At 62.3% G+C, this 15,287-nt stretch carries 12 protein-coding genes; 9 read left to right on the top strand and 3 right to left on the bottom strand.

Annotated features, from left to right (window positions below):
- Positions 1-82: 82 nt before the first annotated feature.
- From C4K38_RS01135 to C4K38_RS01125, 3 genes are all read left to right on the top strand, one after another.
- Positions 83-514 (top strand): hypothetical protein, encoded by a 432-nt coding sequence (locus C4K38_RS01135; RefSeq protein ID WP_081364178.1) that lies wholly within the window; start codon positions 83-85, stop codon positions 512-514.
- A gap of 295 nt (positions 515-809) precedes the next feature.
- The gene (locus C4K38_RS01130) at positions 810-1,226 is read left to right on the top strand and encodes a hypothetical protein (RefSeq protein WP_081001408.1); all 417 of its coding nucleotides are present in this window, start codon (positions 810-812) and stop codon (positions 1,224-1,226) included.
- Positions 1,227-1,444: 218 nt separating this feature from the next.
- A complete protein-coding gene (locus tag C4K38_RS01125) occupies positions 1,445-2,113 on the top strand; it encodes a hypothetical protein (protein ID WP_053276952.1) in 669 nt (222 codons plus the stop codon).
- Between the two features lie 106 nt (positions 2,114-2,219).
- Here the strand turns inward: C4K38_RS01125 and C4K38_RS01120 are convergent, their stop codons facing one another.
- Entirely contained in the window at positions 2,220-4,589 is a 2,370-nt protein-coding gene (locus tag C4K38_RS01120) for a TonB-dependent receptor (protein ID WP_053276951.1), read from the bottom strand.
- A gap of 154 nt (positions 4,590-4,743) precedes the next feature.
- On the opposite strand from C4K38_RS01120, the gene C4K38_RS01115 reads away from it, so the two are divergent.
- Together C4K38_RS01115 and C4K38_RS01110 are read left to right on the top strand one after the other, a co-directional pair.
- Positions 4,744-5,688 (top strand): LysR family transcriptional regulator, encoded by a 945-nt coding sequence (locus C4K38_RS01115; RefSeq protein ID WP_053276947.1) that lies wholly within the window; start codon positions 4,744-4,746, stop codon positions 5,686-5,688.
- 191 nt (positions 5,689-5,879) lie between these two features.
- The gene (locus tag C4K38_RS01110) at positions 5,880-7,496 is read left to right on the top strand and encodes an alkaline phosphatase family protein (protein ID WP_053276946.1); all 1,617 of its coding nucleotides are present in this window, start codon (positions 5,880-5,882) and stop codon (positions 7,494-7,496) included.
- Positions 7,497-7,641: 145 nt separating this feature from the next.
- On the opposite strand, the gene C4K38_RS01105 is transcribed toward C4K38_RS01110, so the two are convergent.
- A complete protein-coding gene (locus C4K38_RS01105; protein ID WP_053276945.1) occupies positions 7,642-8,547 on the bottom strand; it encodes a TauD/TfdA dioxygenase family protein in 906 nt (301 codons plus the stop codon).
- A 183-nt stretch (positions 8,548-8,730) separates the two neighbouring features.
- Between C4K38_RS01105 and C4K38_RS01100 the strand changes: the two genes are divergently transcribed.
- Entirely contained in the window at positions 8,731-9,651 is a 921-nt protein-coding gene (locus tag C4K38_RS01100; RefSeq protein ID WP_053276944.1) for a LysR family transcriptional regulator, read from the top strand.
- 119 nt (positions 9,652-9,770) lie between these two features.
- Here the strand turns inward: C4K38_RS01100 and C4K38_RS01095 are convergent, their stop codons facing one another.
- Complete coding sequence (locus C4K38_RS01095) at positions 9,771-10,793, bottom strand: ABC transporter substrate-binding protein (RefSeq protein WP_025808506.1); 1,023 nt, start codon at positions 10,791-10,793, stop codon at positions 9,771-9,773.
- Positions 10,794-11,204: 411 nt separating this feature from the next.
- Here C4K38_RS01095 and C4K38_RS01090 point away from each other — a divergent pair, with 411 nt between their 5' ends.
- The 3 genes from C4K38_RS01090 to C4K38_RS01080 are packed head-to-tail and all read left to right on the top strand — an operon-like array spanning position 11,205 to position 15,249.
- On the top strand, positions 11,205-12,800 hold the full coding sequence (locus C4K38_RS01090) for an ABC transporter permease (protein ID WP_053276943.1): 1,596 nt from the start codon (positions 11,205-11,207) through the stop codon (positions 12,798-12,800).
- A complete protein-coding gene (locus C4K38_RS01085) occupies positions 12,797-13,624 on the top strand; it encodes an ABC transporter ATP-binding protein (RefSeq protein WP_053276942.1) in 828 nt (275 codons plus the stop codon). The genes C4K38_RS01090 and C4K38_RS01085 overlap by 4 nt, the downstream gene beginning before the upstream one ends.
- Before the next feature lie 14 nt (positions 13,625-13,638).
- Positions 13,639-15,249 (top strand): arylsulfatase, encoded by a 1,611-nt coding sequence (locus C4K38_RS01080; RefSeq protein WP_053276941.1) that lies wholly within the window; start codon positions 13,639-13,641, stop codon positions 15,247-15,249.
- Positions 15,250-15,287 lie beyond the last annotated feature (38 nt).

Genomic DNA, 15,287 nt, shown 5'->3' with positions numbered 1-15,287 from the left:
AACACTCCCGTCTAACACTCCCGGCAGGTGGAAATCTTTCATAGAAGAGTACAAAATATTAATACCACTAGGAGAAAAATAAATGCTTTTTAAGTCAGAAGGAAAATTAGTTGATGCGACTATCGTACACTACAGACCTTTTGAGTTTGGCAGAGACATAGACCTGAACAATAAAAAATTTGAGCTAAAGTTTACTTTAGACGAATTAAAACCAGACTTCATCATATTAGCCGACTCCTTTATAGATCAGTGCAGAATTGATGATCTTGAGCAAGGCTTCATTGACATTCCCGACTTAGAGGAACTGAAATATCCAGACTTTTTCAGCCTGCTCAACGACACCCCTAAACTGGCCACCTACCTTATGACTGATTATTTATTTGCCGACCTATTTGACCACCTATTCAAAACAACAAAAGAAGCCAAAATAATAATAAACAAAATACATACTCTAGACTATAAAAACTCTGAATTTATAATGACAGGAGAAACATTTCAGCATGAAACCTTTTAACCCACCCGCACCCAAGCGCGTCATTAGCCAACCTCAACTATGAGCGGGATCTAAACGCTCTCTAACCAATATCAGAAACCATAACAAATCCGGTATTAAAACACCCTTCGCACCTTATAAATTTTCACTACACGCCACATCGTCCCCAACAACTACCACACAGCCTCGCCAATAACAATCACTCTCTAAACATGAAAAAAGAAGCTTCATAGCTTCCAGTCTACCTTTTATATTACTGGCGACACTGCCACTATAATCCAGGTACCAATGGCGCCAAAAATAGAGAACCAACCAAATGCTAATAGATGAAAAATCCGAAACTCCATACCGTCCAACACCGGCATACTTTTTAGGTGGATTTGATATTTATGACAGAGAGGAAACATTAGGTATTGAGCTTGAACAATACAACCCAGAAGACCCGAAAGATCGTACAACACTAATCGAAAACTACTGCCTGAACAGGTATGAAAAACTTTCTTACAGACATAAATTCGCTCTTCTAAAATCACTAGAAGCCGCCCTGCTTGATAGCAAATATGATTTTGGCTTGCTACTCAAAGACGATCCAGAACAGTATTCCTCACTGCCACCTGGCTGGGATGAGATGAAAAGCCTAAGGGGTTTCTTTGAAGAGATCTTCAGGCTAGCAAACAAACACTGGAAAGAAGAACTAGTCCAGGCAAGTCTTGAGAATTCAGCAGACTGGTAACTACAATAGGAGCCAGATACACGAAAGCAACACCATGTCAGGCCGAGGAAATACTCGATTAGACATCCAAAGAAAAGCTTTCAAAACAGGATTAATAAGCGACGAAGAAGCCGAATGTAAAGCCAGCGGTCTCGCTGCTCTCCCCGCCCCGCATTTGTTTATCCCAGCCTTCATCCGTCTAATCCCTATCCCATCCACCGCTGCACAACGAAGATCCCATGACTCGATACATGCTTTACCCGCTGTTCCTGCTTTCCATTCTGCTGACTGGCTGCGCCACCAAGCTCGACGTGGCGCTCAATGGCACGCCGGATCCGGACTATCAATTTGATCGGCAGGCGTTGGTGCTGGTGACTGTTACCCAGGGCAATGACGAGCATGCGCTCAATGCCCGGTATTACCTGCGTGACATGGTCAACGCGATGAAGGACCAAGGGTTTCGGGAGGTGTTTACCGAGGCGACGCTGCCGAAGAAGCATGCACCGATCAAGATGACGGTGACGCTGGATATCGGCAGCAAGCGGGTGACTTATCGCTATACCGCCACTGAGTATGGGCAGGTGCAGAACAGCACCTCCACGGTGTGCAAGGATGGCAAGAAAAAGGACAAGCTGGTCTGCACCAGTACGCCCAACACCAGTTATGGCCCGGTGGGCACTTCGGAGCGGACCGGTTACGCCAGGCTGACCACCTTTACCGTGACGGCCAGGGACGAGGCCAGCAAGCGTGCGGTCTATCTGCTACGGGTGTCGTCGCAGAACGACGATTGCCAGGACGCCAAGGTCGAGGCCTTTGTGGTTGAACAGGGTTTGCAGAACCTGGATTTCCGCGACCGTGTACAGCGCAATTACACGGTGACCATGCCGGATGGTTACAGCTGCAAATAACCCTCTTCTGTAGGAGCTCGATTGCTCGCGATGCGGGCGCTGTGGTGTGCCAGGGCGGGCGCTATCGCGGGCAAGCCTCGCTCCTACAGAAGCACAGGTTATCCGGTCAGAAGTCGTAGCGGCCGGTCACGCCAAGGGTCCGCGGGGTGCCGAGCAAACCTTCGTAGCCGCCATTCCCCCCCGACCACAGCGTGGTGTAGTAGGTCTTGTCGAAGGCGTTTTTCAGCCATAGCGACACGTCCCACTGTCCCTGCTCATAGTTGCCACGTAGCCCGGTGGAGAGGTTGACCACTGCATAGCTGGGGATCTGGCCGTAGTCGGAGTCCTCGACGGTGCCGACGGCCTTGGAGCGGAAGGCGTAGCTGCCGGTGACGTAAGGTTCGAGGCCGTTGTCCAGGTTCCATTTGTATTCGCCGTTGGCGTTACCAATCCATTTCGAGGCGCCGACCACCTGGTGGCCGCTGAGGTCGCAAGAGGCCGGGGCGCCCGGGCGCAGGCTGACTTCGGGCGGGCATGGCGCATCCTTGTAGGACAGGTAGCGCACGTCGTTGTAGGAACCGTTGAAGTTCAGGGTCAGGCCACGAAGGGGGATCAGGGTGCTTTCGAATTCCACGCCCCGTGAGCGCACCGAACCGGCGTTGGTCAGGTATTGCACGCGGTTGTTGGCGTCGTAGGCGTTGGTCTGGTAGCCGTTGACCTGGGTCCAGAACAGGTTGGCGTTGAGTTGCAGGCGCTTGTCCCACAGGGTGCTCTTGAAACCCAGTTCGGCGTTGTTGGCGCGCTCGGTGCCGATCAGCAGCGAGTCGGCGCCGGCGGTGGGCGCCGAGCCGACCGCGAGGTTGACCCCGCCGGATTTCTCACCGTGGGACAGGGTGGCGTAGCCCAGCAAATCATCGGTGAAGCGGTAGCTGAGGTTGAGCAGGCCCGAGGGGCTGGTGCTGTACTGGTTGAGGTCGCCGGAGTCGTAGGCCCCGGCCCGCCCGCGCCGCGCAGTGGCCGCGGCACCGGTCACCGCGGCGCCTCCCACCGGCGCGTTACGGGTCACCCAGGCGCTTTTCTCTTCATAGGTACCGCGCAGGCCGGCGGTGAAATCCAGGCGCTCGGTGAGGTGCCAGGTGCCCTGGCCGAACAGCGCGAAGCTGTCGGTACGGATATGCCCGTTGCCGATGCTGGTGACGTTGTTCAGGGCGCCGGTGGGCGTGCCGTTCCAGATGTCCGCCTTGGGTCCGTAATAGCTGAAGGACTTGTTGTCCAGGTCGGAGCCGAAGTAATAGGCACCGAGCACGTAGTCGAAGAAACCGCCGGTGGGCGAGGCCAGGCGGAACTCCTGGGACCACTGTTTATCTTCCACCGAGACCCCGGCGTTATAGCTGGCCGGCACGTTGAGGCCGTCGTCGTTGCGCGGGGTGAAATCCCACCAGCGGTAGGAACTGACCGAGGTCAGGGTGAAGTCGCTGGGCAGGGTCCAGTTGGCCTCCAGCGAGGTGCCGCCCTGGAACACCGTGACGTGCTGATCGTTGTCCAGGTTGACCTTGCGGTGCGTGCCGTCGACCAGGGTGGCGCCGGCCGCAGTGGCCCGCGACTGGTACTGGTTGACGCCATTGATGGTCGGCCCGGTGCTGTACAGCACCCGGGTGCCGGCGCTGGAATCCTCTTCGTTGTAGTCGCCGATCCAGCGCAGGTTGAAGTTCTCGTTGGGCTTGAACAGCAGCTGGCCACGGAAGCCCTGGCGCGAGCCGCCGTTGAGGTCATGGCCGTCGTGTTCGTTCTTGATATCGCCGTCGCTGCGGGTGCGATAGGCCGAAAAACGCCCGGCCAGTTCGTCGTTCAGTGGCCCGGAAATAGTGCCCTTGGTCTGGAAGTAGCCGTCCTCGCCCACCGAGGTCTCGATGCTGCGCTCGGGGGTGAAGCTCGGCGCGCGGGTGCTGATGTTGATCACCCCGGCGGTGGTGTTCTTGCCGAACAGCGTGCCCTGGGGACCGCGCAGCACCTCCAGTTGCTCGATGTCCATCAGGTCGAACACCGCCATGCCCGGCCGCCCCAGGTAGACGTTGTCGATGTACAGCCCGACGCTGCCTTCCAGGCCGTCGCTGGCCGGGTTGTTGCCCAGGCCGCGGATCGACACGCTGGACTGGCGCGCGTGCATGTAGGCGACGTTGACGCTCGGCACCAGCTGCTGCAGATCCTGGATGCGATAGATCCGCTGGCTCTCCAGGGCCTGGCCACCGATCACGCTCATCGGCGTCGGTACGTCCTGGGCGCTCTCCTCGCGACGCCGCGCGGTCACGGTCACGGTTTCCAACTGGCCGCTGGCGGCGGGCCGGACGGCATTGGCCTTGGCCGGGGCCTCGGCGGGCGTTTCGGCTTCAGCGGCATAGCCATGGGACCAGCCAGCGCTACCGGCCAGCAGCAGGGCCAGCGGCAGGCGCTTGAGCCGTCGGGGCGAAGTGGGGGACGCAAGGTTCAACGGGCTCATGGGCGGCTCCTGGGCAAAAAACAGACTGATCCGTATATTCTTTTAAGTTATTTATTTATGTTTTTAATAAGATTTACGGAATAAGAGATTGCCTTTATAAAGAGTCGACCTAATGCATAGCCAATGCATTTCCCCGATATTTTCAATGTGAAAAATGCATATCGATCTGCGCCAGCTCCGTCACTTCATCGCCCTCGCCGAACAGCGCAGCTTTGTCGCGGCCGCCTTGGCGGTGAACCTGTCGCAATCGGCCTTCAGCCGCAGCATCCAGGCCCTGGAGCACAGCGTCGGCTGCCAACTGGTGGATCGCGGGCGCAAGGACCTGGCGCCGACCAAACAGGGGCTGGTGCTGCTCGAACATGCGCGGCGGCTGGTCAGCGGCGCGCAGCAACTGGCCAACGAGATCAGCCAGTTCAATGGCCTGGAGGCGGGCGAGCTGCGCTTCGGTTGCGGGCCGGCGCCGGCAGCGGGCTTGATCCCCCGGGCCATCGGCAGCTTTATCGGGCGTTACCCCAAGGCCCGGGTGCAATTCCAGGTGGATGACTGGCAAACCCTGAGCAAGCGCCTGCTCAGCGAGGAGTTCGAATTTTTCGTCGCCGACACCCGGCAGTTCGAAGCCAACCCGGATTACCTGACCCAGCGCCTGCGCCCGCGCAAATGGCATTTCTGCTGCCGTGCCGGGCACCCGCTGGCCCGGCAGGAAAGCGTCAGCGCCGCCGAGCTGATGAGCTACCCACTGGCCGCGACCATCCGCCCGCCGAACCTGCGCAAGGTCGTGGTCGATCTCAGCGGCCGGCCGGACTTCATCCCGAATGTGGAATGCGAGAACAGCTACAGCCTGCTCGGCGTGGTGATGCGCTCGGATGCGATCGGCATCATCGGCGCCTACAGCGATGCGCTGCACAACGCCCGGGGCGAGCTGGTGTGCCTGAAGATCGAAGGCCTGGCCGACGACCTGGAGGAGCTGTACACCCGCTACGGAATTGTCAGCCGCGCCGGGTATCGGCTGTCACCGCTGGCCGAGGCGATGATCGAGGAGATCAAGCGCACCGATGCGCTGGATGAGGATGTGTGTTCGCTGGAGAATTTCGCAGTCTGATCCAGCCCAATCGCGGGCAAGCCTCGCTCCTACAGAAGAAGATTGCGCGTGCTTTTGTAGGAGCGAGGCTTGCCCGCGATGAGGCCCTCAAGCCCCATGCACAACCCGCATAAAAACCATGCGCCAAATGCGCTTGTCGTAACGTCCCGCGACAGCGAAAACCCTCACCTGTCTTTCGATCGGTGAAACCCATGTCCACCCCCCTCCAACCCGTGCGCAACGTGCTGTACATCATGTGCGACCAGCTGCGTCGCGATTACCTGTCGTGCTACGGCCACCCCCATCTGCACACGCCGAACATCGACCGCCTGGCCGCCGCCGGCGTGCGTTTCAGCCGCGCCTACACCCAGGGCACCATCTGCGGGCCGTCGCGGATGTCGGCCTACACCGGGCGTTATGTCAGCAGCCACCAGGTGGCGTGGAACGCCGTGCCGCTGCCCCTGGAAGAGCTGACCATCGGCGACTACCTGAGCCCCCACGGCATCCGCACCGCGCTGGTGGGCAAGACCCACGCCACGCCCAACCTCGATGCCCTGCAACGCCTGGCGATCGACCCCGAGAGCCAGCAGGCCGAAGCCCTCAACGAGGTCGGTTTCGAACCCTACCTGCGCCACGACGGGATCTTCCCCGACAGCCCGCTGTTCGACGACAAACGCGAGTCGGCGCCCTACACCCATTACCTGCGCGAACAGGGCTACGAAGGGCGCAACCCCTGGCACGACTGGGCCAACGCGGCCGAAGGTGAACGGGGTGAAATCCTCAGCGGCTGGAAAATGCGCAACGCCCACCTGCCGGCCCGCGTCCCCGAGCAGCATTCGGAAACCGTCTACACCACCGACCGCGCCCTCGACTTCATCAAGGAGCAGGGCGAGCAGCCCTGGTGCCTGCACCTGTCCTATATCAAACCGCACTGGCCCTATATCGCGCCGGCGCCCTACCACGCGCTGTACACGGCCGAGCAGGTTATCGCCCCGGTGCGCGGCGCCGCCGACGAGGCCAGCGACCACCCGGTGTATGCCGCCTTTCGCCAGCATCAGGAGAGCCAGAATTTCTCTCGCGATGAGGTGCGCCTGAACGTGGTGCCGACCTACATGGGCCTGATCAAGCAGGTGGACGATCAGCTCGGGCGCCTGTTCGATGTCCTGCAGAGCAGCGGGCGTTGGGACGACACCTTGATTGTGTTCACCAGCGACCACGGCGACTTTCTCGGCGATCACTGGCTGGGGGAAAAGGAGTTTTTATTGGAACCGGCAGTGGGCGTGCCGCTGATCGTGCGCGACCCACGGGCGGCGGCGGATATCAGCCGCGGCACGGTGGACGAGCGCCTGGTGGAAACCATCGACGCCCTGCCGACCTTTCTCGACGCCCTGGGGCTGCCCGGCGCCGAACACCGGCTGGAAGGCCGCTCGCTGATCCCGCTGCTGCACGGCACGGCAGGCGACTGGCGCCACTACGCCATCAGCGAATACGACTACGCGTTCCAGGCCCCGGCCCGCGAGCGTCTGGCTCAGCCCATCGACCGCTGCCGCATGACCATGGTGCGCAGCGAACGCTGGAAATACCTGGCCTACGACGGCTTCCGCCCGCAGCTGTTCGACCTGCTCAATGACCCACAGGAACTCCACGACCTCGGCGCCGACCCGGCTTATGCGGCGGTGCGCGAGGAGCATCTGGGGTATCTGTTCGACTGGCTGCGCGGGCTGAAGCGACGGACCACCATCAGCCACCAAGAGATCGATCTGCGTGGACAACGGTTTCGGTATGGCGAACCGGAGGCGGAGAAGGTGGTGCAGATCGGGGTGTGGTGAGGCGGCGGTTTCAAGGGCCTCATCGCGGGCAAGCCTCGCTCCTACAGAAGCACGCGCATTCTTCTGTAGGAGCGAGGCTTGCCCGCGATAGCGATTTTGCTAGCGACCACAAGATCATCTCCATGCGATCTCACGGCTACGCCTGTCACACCCCCTTGATGGTCTGGCTACGCTGCCCGTGCACACCCACCGGCACGTCGCCCTTGAGGGTCACGCGGCGCACGATGCGGTCCTGGGTGCCGTAGTCGTCGACCGCGTAATGCTGGGTCGAACGGTTGTCCCAGATCGCCACGTCACCGGCAGTCCAGCGCCAACGCACGGTGTTCTCCAGGCGGGTGACATGGCTTTGCAGCAGGTTGAACAGGTGCGCCGAATCGGCCTGGGTATAACCCTTGATGCGTTTGACGAAATGCCCCAGCACCAGGCTCTTCTCGCCGCTCACCGGGTGCACGCGCACCAGCGGGTGCTCGGTCTCGTAGACGGTGGAGGTGAACACCTTGCGATAACGCTCCAGCTTCTCCGCCGATACGTCCGGCTTGGCCCCGGCGTAATCGTATTCGTTGCTGTGTACCGCCCAGAGCTTGTCCGCCAGCTCGCGCAGCTCCGCCGGCAGTTCGTTGTAGGCGGTGGCGGTGTTGGCCCAGACCGTGTCGCCACCGGAGGCCGGGGCCACCACCGAACGCAGGATCGAGGCCTTCGGGTAGGCATCGACGAAGGTTACGTCGGTGTGCCAGGAGTTGGCGCGCTGGCCCTCGGCGCCGTCCAGTTCGAGCAGGTAACGAGTGCCGTCGCGCACCGGCACGGTGGGGTGCGCCACCGGCTCGCCGAGCAGGTGGGAGAAGGCTTCCTGGCTCTGGTCGTCGAGGTGGGCCTGGCCACGGAAGAAGATCACCTTGTAGTCCACCAGCGCCTGCTGGATGGCTTCGACCGTGGCGGCGTCCAGCTCGCCGGAGAGTTGCACGCCACGGATCTCGGCGCCGATGCGGCCGGCCACCGGGTGGATCTCAAGCGCATGAACAGCGGGTTTAACGGCTAGTGCGGCATTGCTCATCGGGTAGACCCTCGTCTGACTGCTTAGGGTTGAGCGGCAGCGAAACAACGCTCTATCTATATTCACTTTAGATCTAATATATATACACATGCTTCGTTGACGGAATAAGAGCTTGCATTTAAAACCTCATTCCTCACTCGTCGCAAATGCCTTCGGGCTATTTTTCGGATGCCGGGAAAGCATATGGATCTTCGCCAGTTGCGTTACTTCATCGCCCTCAACGAACACCGCAGTTTTGTCCGCGCGGCCGATGCCATGGGCATCACCCAGCCGGCCTTCAGCCGCAGTATCCAGGGGCTGGAGCAGGAGTTCGGCTGCGTGCTGGTGGACCGTGGCAACAAGGACCTGCGCCCCACCCCGGAAGGCCAGGTGGTGCTGCAGCACGCCCTGAGCCTGGTGCAGGGCGCGGCCCTTTTGAGCAGCGAAGTGACGCAGATGACCAAGCTCGATGCCGGCGAGTTGCGCTTCGGTTGCGGCCCGGCGCCGGCGGTGAAACTGGTGCCCGACGCGGTGGCGCAATTCACCGGCACCCACCCCAAGGTGCGCGTCTGCCTGGAGGTGGATAACTGGGAAAAACTCAGCCGCAGCCTGAGCCGCGAAGAGATCGAATTCTTCATCGCCGATATCCGCCATTTCGAGGCCGACCCGAACTTCCAGACCCAACCCCTGACGCCCAAGCGCGGGGTGTTCTTCTGCCGCCCGGGGCACCCGCTGCTGGCCAAGGAAAGCCTGTCGACCAACGACATGTTCGACTACCCGCTGGCCACTACTCTGATCCCGCCGGGAATCCGCAAGCTGCTGGCCAATCTCAGCGGGCGCATCGACTTTTCCCCGACCATCCAGACCGAGCACTTCCCGGCGCTGGTGAAGATCGTGCGCCAGTCCAATGCGATTGGTGTGGGCACCGAAGAGGCCTTCATCGAGGACATTGAGCAGGGTTCGCTGGCGCTGCTGCACTGGCGCAACCTGCCGCAGAACATCGAAAGCATGAACGCCCGCTGCGGCATCGTCAGCCGCACGGGATTTCGCCTCTCGCCGGCAGCCCGCAAGATGATCGAAGTGCTGGTGGCGGTGGATCGGCAGCAGGTCAGCATTGCGTCCTAGTGGGCGCAGCGGTGGATTCAAGGGCCTCATCGCGGGCAAGCCTCGCTCCTACAGAAGCTCACGGTCTTCTTCTGTAGGAGCGAGGCTTGCCCGCGAAAAAACGCCCGACCAACGCCGTGTTACAGCCCTGCGGCAGCCAACTGCGGCGCCACCCATTCGCTGACCTTGAACGGCTTGCGGATCAGCCGCTGCTGCGCGGCCAGGTCCACCGCGTCCTGCAGTTTGCCGAGGAACACCGGGTCCAGGGTCGAGGGGAAGATTTCGCTGAAGCGCTGATCCTTGAGGTCCTGCTTCAGCACCACCGGCGGGTAGCTGGCCAGCCCCGACACCAGCTCGATATAGGCGTCCTTGTTGCTGTCCTGGGTCAGCCACTGCACGGCCTGCTGCTGGGCCTTGAGCAGCTTCTCCACCACCTCGGGATGGGCGTCGACGAACGCGCCGCTGCCCACCAGCACCGCCTGCACGCTACCCGCGCCGCCCAGGTCCTTGGTGTTCAGCGGCACCTCGGCCAGGCCCTTGGCCTGCAAGGCATTCAAGTTGGAACCGCCCCAGGTAGCATCGATCTGCTTCGCCGCCAGCGCCGCGACCGCCGCGTTGAAATCCAGGTTGATGATCTTCAGGTCCTTCTCGCTCAGGCCCTGGCTGGCCAGCGCGGCATCCAGCGACAACTGCGTGGCCGTGCCGCGGAACACCGCGACCCGCTTGCCCTTGAGATCCTGCAAGGTCTTGATCCCCGACCCCGGCACCACTCCCAGGTACTGCTTGACCCCACGGGCGGTGGCGCTGAGCAGGCGAGTGTCCAGGCCGTTGGACTTGCCGATGATCGCCGCCAGGTCCCCCAGGTAGGCCAGGTCCACCTGACCGTTGGCGAAGGCCTCGTTGATCACCGGGCCGGCGCCCTTGAAGTAGTTCCACTGGATGCTGATGCCCTGGTCGGCGAAGGCCTTTTCGAAGATCTGCTGCTGGCGCAACACGTCCGTCACCCCGCCGCCGCTGTGCTGGGTACCGGCGCTGAGGTCCGGCACGGCAATGCGGATCTGCTTGAGCTCATCCGCCTGGGCCAGCAGTGGCAGGCAGCCCAGAAGTCCCGCCAGGGCCGGCGCGGCGAACAGACTGAAGACGCGTTTGAAGGGAAGGTTCATAAGGTGTGGCTCCTGGCTGCGACGGGCATTGAGGAGCAGAAGGTAGGCCCAAGGCGGTCCAAGCTTTAAATACTATAAGTTCACATTTTAATAACCAATATGAATAAACCAGCCAGGACGCGGCTCTGCGCGGCATATGCATGGACAGCATCGAAAATATTCTCCAAATGCATTGGATGCAGCGTGCCTGGAGGCCTTAAATGGCCTCTCTTATCTCCCAATAGCATCGATATAACTTTTTATATAACCAAAAACAATTCTGTAGGAGCGAGGCTTGCCCGCGATAGGCCGCAGGCCGGTGGTGGCCCTGTTGCGACCTTGAGGTCGCCATCGCGGGCAAGCCTCGCTCCTACAGAAGAAGAAAGAACAGAAGAAAAAAGATGCAGCACAACCCGACAACGGAGATCGTCCATGGCCCGTGTTTCCCTTCTCAGCTTGCCGTTGGCCGCGCCCTCCGCTAAGCCGCTGTCCTGGCCGCGAGTCCACCGGCAGCTGTTGCCCTGGCTGCTGCCCCTGAGCCTGTTTGCCCTGTGGTGGCTGGCCAGCCGTTATGCCTGGATGAGCGAGCAGATCCTGCCGGCGCCAAAGCTGGTCTGGAGCAGCGCGCTCGAGCTGGCCGGCGGCGAGTTGTGGAGCCATCTGGCGATCAGCCTGCAACGGCTGGCCTGGGGCCTGCTGGCGGGCATCGGCGCCGGCGCCGTGCTGGGCGCGGCACTGGGTTCCAGCCGGCGCCTGGAACGCCTGGTGTTTCCGACCTTCGCCGCCCTGGCCCAGGTCCCGACCCTGGCCTGGATCCCGCTGTTCATGGTGTTTTTCGGCATCGGCGAACTGCTCAAGCTGGTGGTCCTGGTCAAGGCCATCATCGTGCCGGTGACCCTGCACACCCTGGTCGGCGTGCGCGACGCCCAGCCCAGATTGCGCGAAGCCGCCGCCGTGCTGCGCCTGCCGCCGCACCTGTTGATCCGCCGGCTGATACTGCCCGCCGCCCTGCCCGCCTTCATGGCCGGCGTGCGCCTGGCCCTGGCCGCCGGCTGGACCTCGTTGCTGGCGGTGGAACTGCTGGCCTCCAGCGAAGGCATCGGCTACCTGATGGTCTGGGCGCGCCAGCTGTTCATGCTGGATATCGTCTTCGTCTGCATCCTGGTGATCGGGGTGATCGGCGTGGCCATGGACCGCGGCATCGGCCTGCTGGACAAGGCGCTGGTGCACTGGCCGCACCCGGCCATCGCGCAGATCCGCCGTGGCCCGCGCTACCAGGGCTGGCAACGCCTGCAACCCTGGCTGCTACCGCTGTTCCTGCTGGCGCTGTGGCAAGTGGCGAACCAGTTGGAATGGGTCGATGCCAACATTCTGGTGAGCCCGCTGGCGGTGCTGCAAACCACCTGGAACGGCCTGCTCGACGGCAGCCTGTCCGGCGGCCTGGGCCTGAGCCTGCGGCGCACCCTCGGGGGCCTGCTGCTGGGTGGCGGCCTGGGGTTTGCCCTGGGCCTGCTGCTGGGTCTGTCGCACCTGAGCGAACGTATTCTGGGACCGACCCTGGCGGCGCTCCGGCAGATCGCCATTTTCGCCTGGGTGCCGCTGCTCACCGCCTGGTTCGGCCTCGGGGAGCTGGCGAAATGGGTATTTGTCGCGCTGGCTGCGTTCTTCCCGCTGTTTATCGCCACCCAACGCAGCGTCGCCAACCTGTCGCCGCAACTGACCGAGGCGGCGCAAGTGCTGCGCCTGAACCTCTGGCAACGCCTGCACCGCCTGGTGCTGCCGGGCGCCGCGCCGGGGATCTTCGCCGGGCTGCGCCTGAGCCTGATCTACGCCTGGCTGGGAACCATCGGCGCGGAATATTTCATGCCGTCCAACAGCGGCATCGGCAGCCAGATGATCGGCGCCCAGCAGCTGCTGCGCATGGACCTGATCCTGGCCGGCATGCTCCTGGTGGGCCTCACCGGCGCCCTGCTCAACCTTATCGGCCAACAGCTCGAAACCCGCGCCACACGCTGGAGACACGCATGAATGCACTCGTACCTTCCCCCATCGTCAGCTTCAACCAGGTGGGCAAGACCTTCGAGGTCGCCGGCGGCGAACTGGAGGCGATCCGCGAATTCAACCTGGAGATCGCCGAAGGCGAATTCGTCGCTATCGTCGGCTCCAGCGGCTGCGGCAAATCCACCCTGCTGCGCCTGCTGATCGGCCTGGACACGCAGTTTCGCGGCGAGATCCGCGTCGACGGCAAGGCCGTCAACGGCATCGGCGGCGAACGCGGCATTGTGTTTCAGGAGCACCGCCTGTTCCCCTGGCTGACGGTCGAGGAAAACATCGGCCTGGGCCTGGTCAACGAAGCCTTGAGCACCACTGAACGGCAAACCCGCATCGCCGATTTCATCGAACTGGTGGGCCTCACCGATTTCACCCGCGCCTACCCGCACCAGCTGTCCGGCGGCATGGCGCAACGGGTGGCCATCGCCCGCGGCCTGGTGGCCAGCCCGCGCATCCTGCTGCTGGACGAACCCTTCGGCGCCCTCGACGCGCTGACCCGGCAGCAGATGCAGGACGAGCTGCTGGCGATCCGCGAACGGGCCAGGATCACCACGGTGCTGGTCACCCATGACGTCGAGGAAGCGATCTTCCTCGCCGACCGCGTGGTGGTGATGGAGCCGCGCCCCGGCCGGATCAAGCGGGTGGTGGACATCGCCCTGCCCCATCCGCGCCAGCGCAGCAGTTTCGACTTCCACCAGCTACGCGAAGAACTGCTCCACGAACTGACCAGCGACGATCACTACCAGGTGCCTTTGCCCGCCCAGATCCGTGACCTGCCACTGGCCTTTATTGCTTGCTGATGAGGAGTGAATAGATGCCGCAACGTCCCAACTTCCTGGTGATCCTGGCCGACGACCTGGGCTTTTCCGATCTTGGTGCCTTCGGCGGCGAAATCGCCACGCCGAACCTCGATGCCCTGGCCTTCAATGGCCTGCGCCTGACCGACTTCCACACCGCGCCGACCTGCTCGCCGACCCGCTCCATGCTGCTCACCGGCACCGATCACCATATCGCCGGCATCGGCACCATGGCCGAGGCCCTGACCCCGGAACTGATCGGCAAGCCGGGCTACGAGGGCCACCTCAACGACCGCGTGGTGGCCCTGCCCGAGCTGTTGCGCGACGCCGGCTACCAGACCCTGATGAGCGGCAAATGGCACCTGGGCCTGACCGCCGAACTGGCGCCCCACGCCCGTGGTTTCGAGCGTTCGTTCTCGCTGCTGCCCGGCGCCGCCAACCACTACGGTTTCGAGCCGACCTACGACGAAATCACCCCGGGCCTGCTCAAATCCACCCCGGCGCTGTACATCGAGGACGACCGCTTTATCGACGAATTGCCCAAGGACTTCTATTCCTCCGACGCCTTCGGCGACAAGCTGCTGCAGTACCTCAAGGAGCGCGACCAGACCCGGCCGTTCTTCGCCTACCTGCCGTTCTCCGCGCCGCACTGGCCGTTGCAGGCCCCCGAGGAAGTAGTCGCCAAGTACCGTGGCCGCTATGACGCCGGCCCCGAGGTGCTGCGCCTGGAGCGCCTGGAAAAGCTCAAGCAACTGGGGCTGATCGAGGCCGATGTGGAACCGCACCCGCTGCTGGGCCTGAGCGCCGAATGGGCGGCCCTGAGCGAGCAGCAGCGCCAGGTTTCCGCGCGGGCCATGGAGGTCTACGCGGCGATGGTCGAGCGCATGGACTGGAACATCGGCCGGGTGGTGGACTACCTGCGCAAACAGGGCCAGCTGGACAACACCTTTATCCTGTTCATGTCCGACAACGGCGCCGAAGGCGCGCTGCTGGAAGCCTTCCCCAAGTTCGGCCCGCAGCTTTTGACCTACCTCAACCAGCACTACGACAACAGCCTGGACAACATCGGCCGCGCCAACTCCTACGTCTGGTACGGCCCGGCCTGGGCGCAGACCGCCACCGCCCCGTCGCGCCTGTTCAAGGCCTTCACCACCGAGGGAGGGATCCGCGTGCCGGCGCTGGTGCATTACCCACAGCTGTCGCTTAAAGGCCGGATCAGCCATGGCTTCGGCACGGTGATGGACATCACCCCGACCATTCTCGACCTGGCCGGGGTGCGCCATCCGGGCAAGCGCTGGCGTGGCCGGGAGGTGGCGTCGTTGCGGGGCAAGTCGTGGCTGGGCTTCCTGTCCGGCGAGACCGCGCAGGTGCATGACGAACACACGGTCACCGGCTGGGAACTGTTCGGCCGCCGGGCGATTCGCCAGGGCCAGTGGAAAGCGGTGTACATCCCCGGCCCGGTGGGCCCGGCAACCTGGCAGCTGTACGACCTGAGCCAGGACCCGGGGGAAATCCACGACCTGGCGCAGAGCGAACCGGACAAGCTCAATGCGCTGATTGGCCATTGGCAGCAGTACGTGGACGAAACCGGAGTGATCCTCAGCGCCTCGCCGTTCCAGCCGGATTGATCCCGTAGCCGCTGCCGAGGCTGAGATCGGCTGGGACG

Origin of the sequence: Pseudomonas chlororaphis subsp. piscium (assembly GCF_003850345.1) — a bacterium.
Taxonomy (GTDB): domain Bacteria; phylum Pseudomonadota; class Gammaproteobacteria; order Pseudomonadales; family Pseudomonadaceae; genus Aquipseudomonas; species Aquipseudomonas piscium.
This window is presented reverse-complemented; position numbering and strand designations above follow the sequence as displayed.

Bases quoted from the DNA above. Each gene is read 5' to 3' on its own strand.
- C4K38_RS01105 (WP_053276945.1), bottom strand. From the start codon at position 8,547: ATGAGCAATGCCGCACTAGCCGTTAAACCCGCTGTTCATGCGCTTGAG.
- C4K38_RS01090 (WP_053276943.1), top strand. From the start codon at position 11,205: ATGGCCCGTGTTTCCCTTCTCAGCTTGCCGTTGGCCGCGCCCTCCGCT.
- C4K38_RS01125 (WP_053276952.1), top strand. From the start codon at position 1,445: ATGACTCGATACATGCTTTACCCGCTGTTCCTGCTTTCCATTCTGCTG.
- C4K38_RS01080 (WP_053276941.1), top strand. From the start codon at position 13,639: ATGCCGCAACGTCCCAACTTCCTGGTGATCCTGGCCGACGACCTGGGC.
- C4K38_RS01120 (WP_053276951.1), bottom strand. From the start codon at position 4,589: ATGAGCCCGTTGAACCTTGCGTCCCCCACTTCGCCCCGACGGCTCAAG.
- C4K38_RS01085 (WP_053276942.1), top strand. From the start codon at position 12,797: ATGAATGCACTCGTACCTTCCCCCATCGTCAGCTTCAACCAGGTGGGC.
- C4K38_RS01095 (WP_025808506.1), bottom strand. From the start codon at position 10,793: ATGAACCTTCCCTTCAAACGCGTCTTCAGTCTGTTCGCCGCGCCGGCC.
- C4K38_RS01100 (WP_053276944.1), top strand. From the start codon at position 8,731: ATGGATCTTCGCCAGTTGCGTTACTTCATCGCCCTCAACGAACACCGC.
- C4K38_RS01110 (WP_053276946.1), top strand. From the start codon at position 5,880: ATGTCCACCCCCCTCCAACCCGTGCGCAACGTGCTGTACATCATGTGC.
- C4K38_RS01130 (WP_081001408.1), top strand. From the start codon at position 810: ATGCTAATAGATGAAAAATCCGAAACTCCATACCGTCCAACACCGGCA.
- C4K38_RS01115 (WP_053276947.1), top strand. From the start codon at position 4,744: ATGCATATCGATCTGCGCCAGCTCCGTCACTTCATCGCCCTCGCCGAA.
- C4K38_RS01135 (WP_081364178.1), top strand. From the start codon at position 83: ATGCTTTTTAAGTCAGAAGGAAAATTAGTTGATGCGACTATCGTACAC.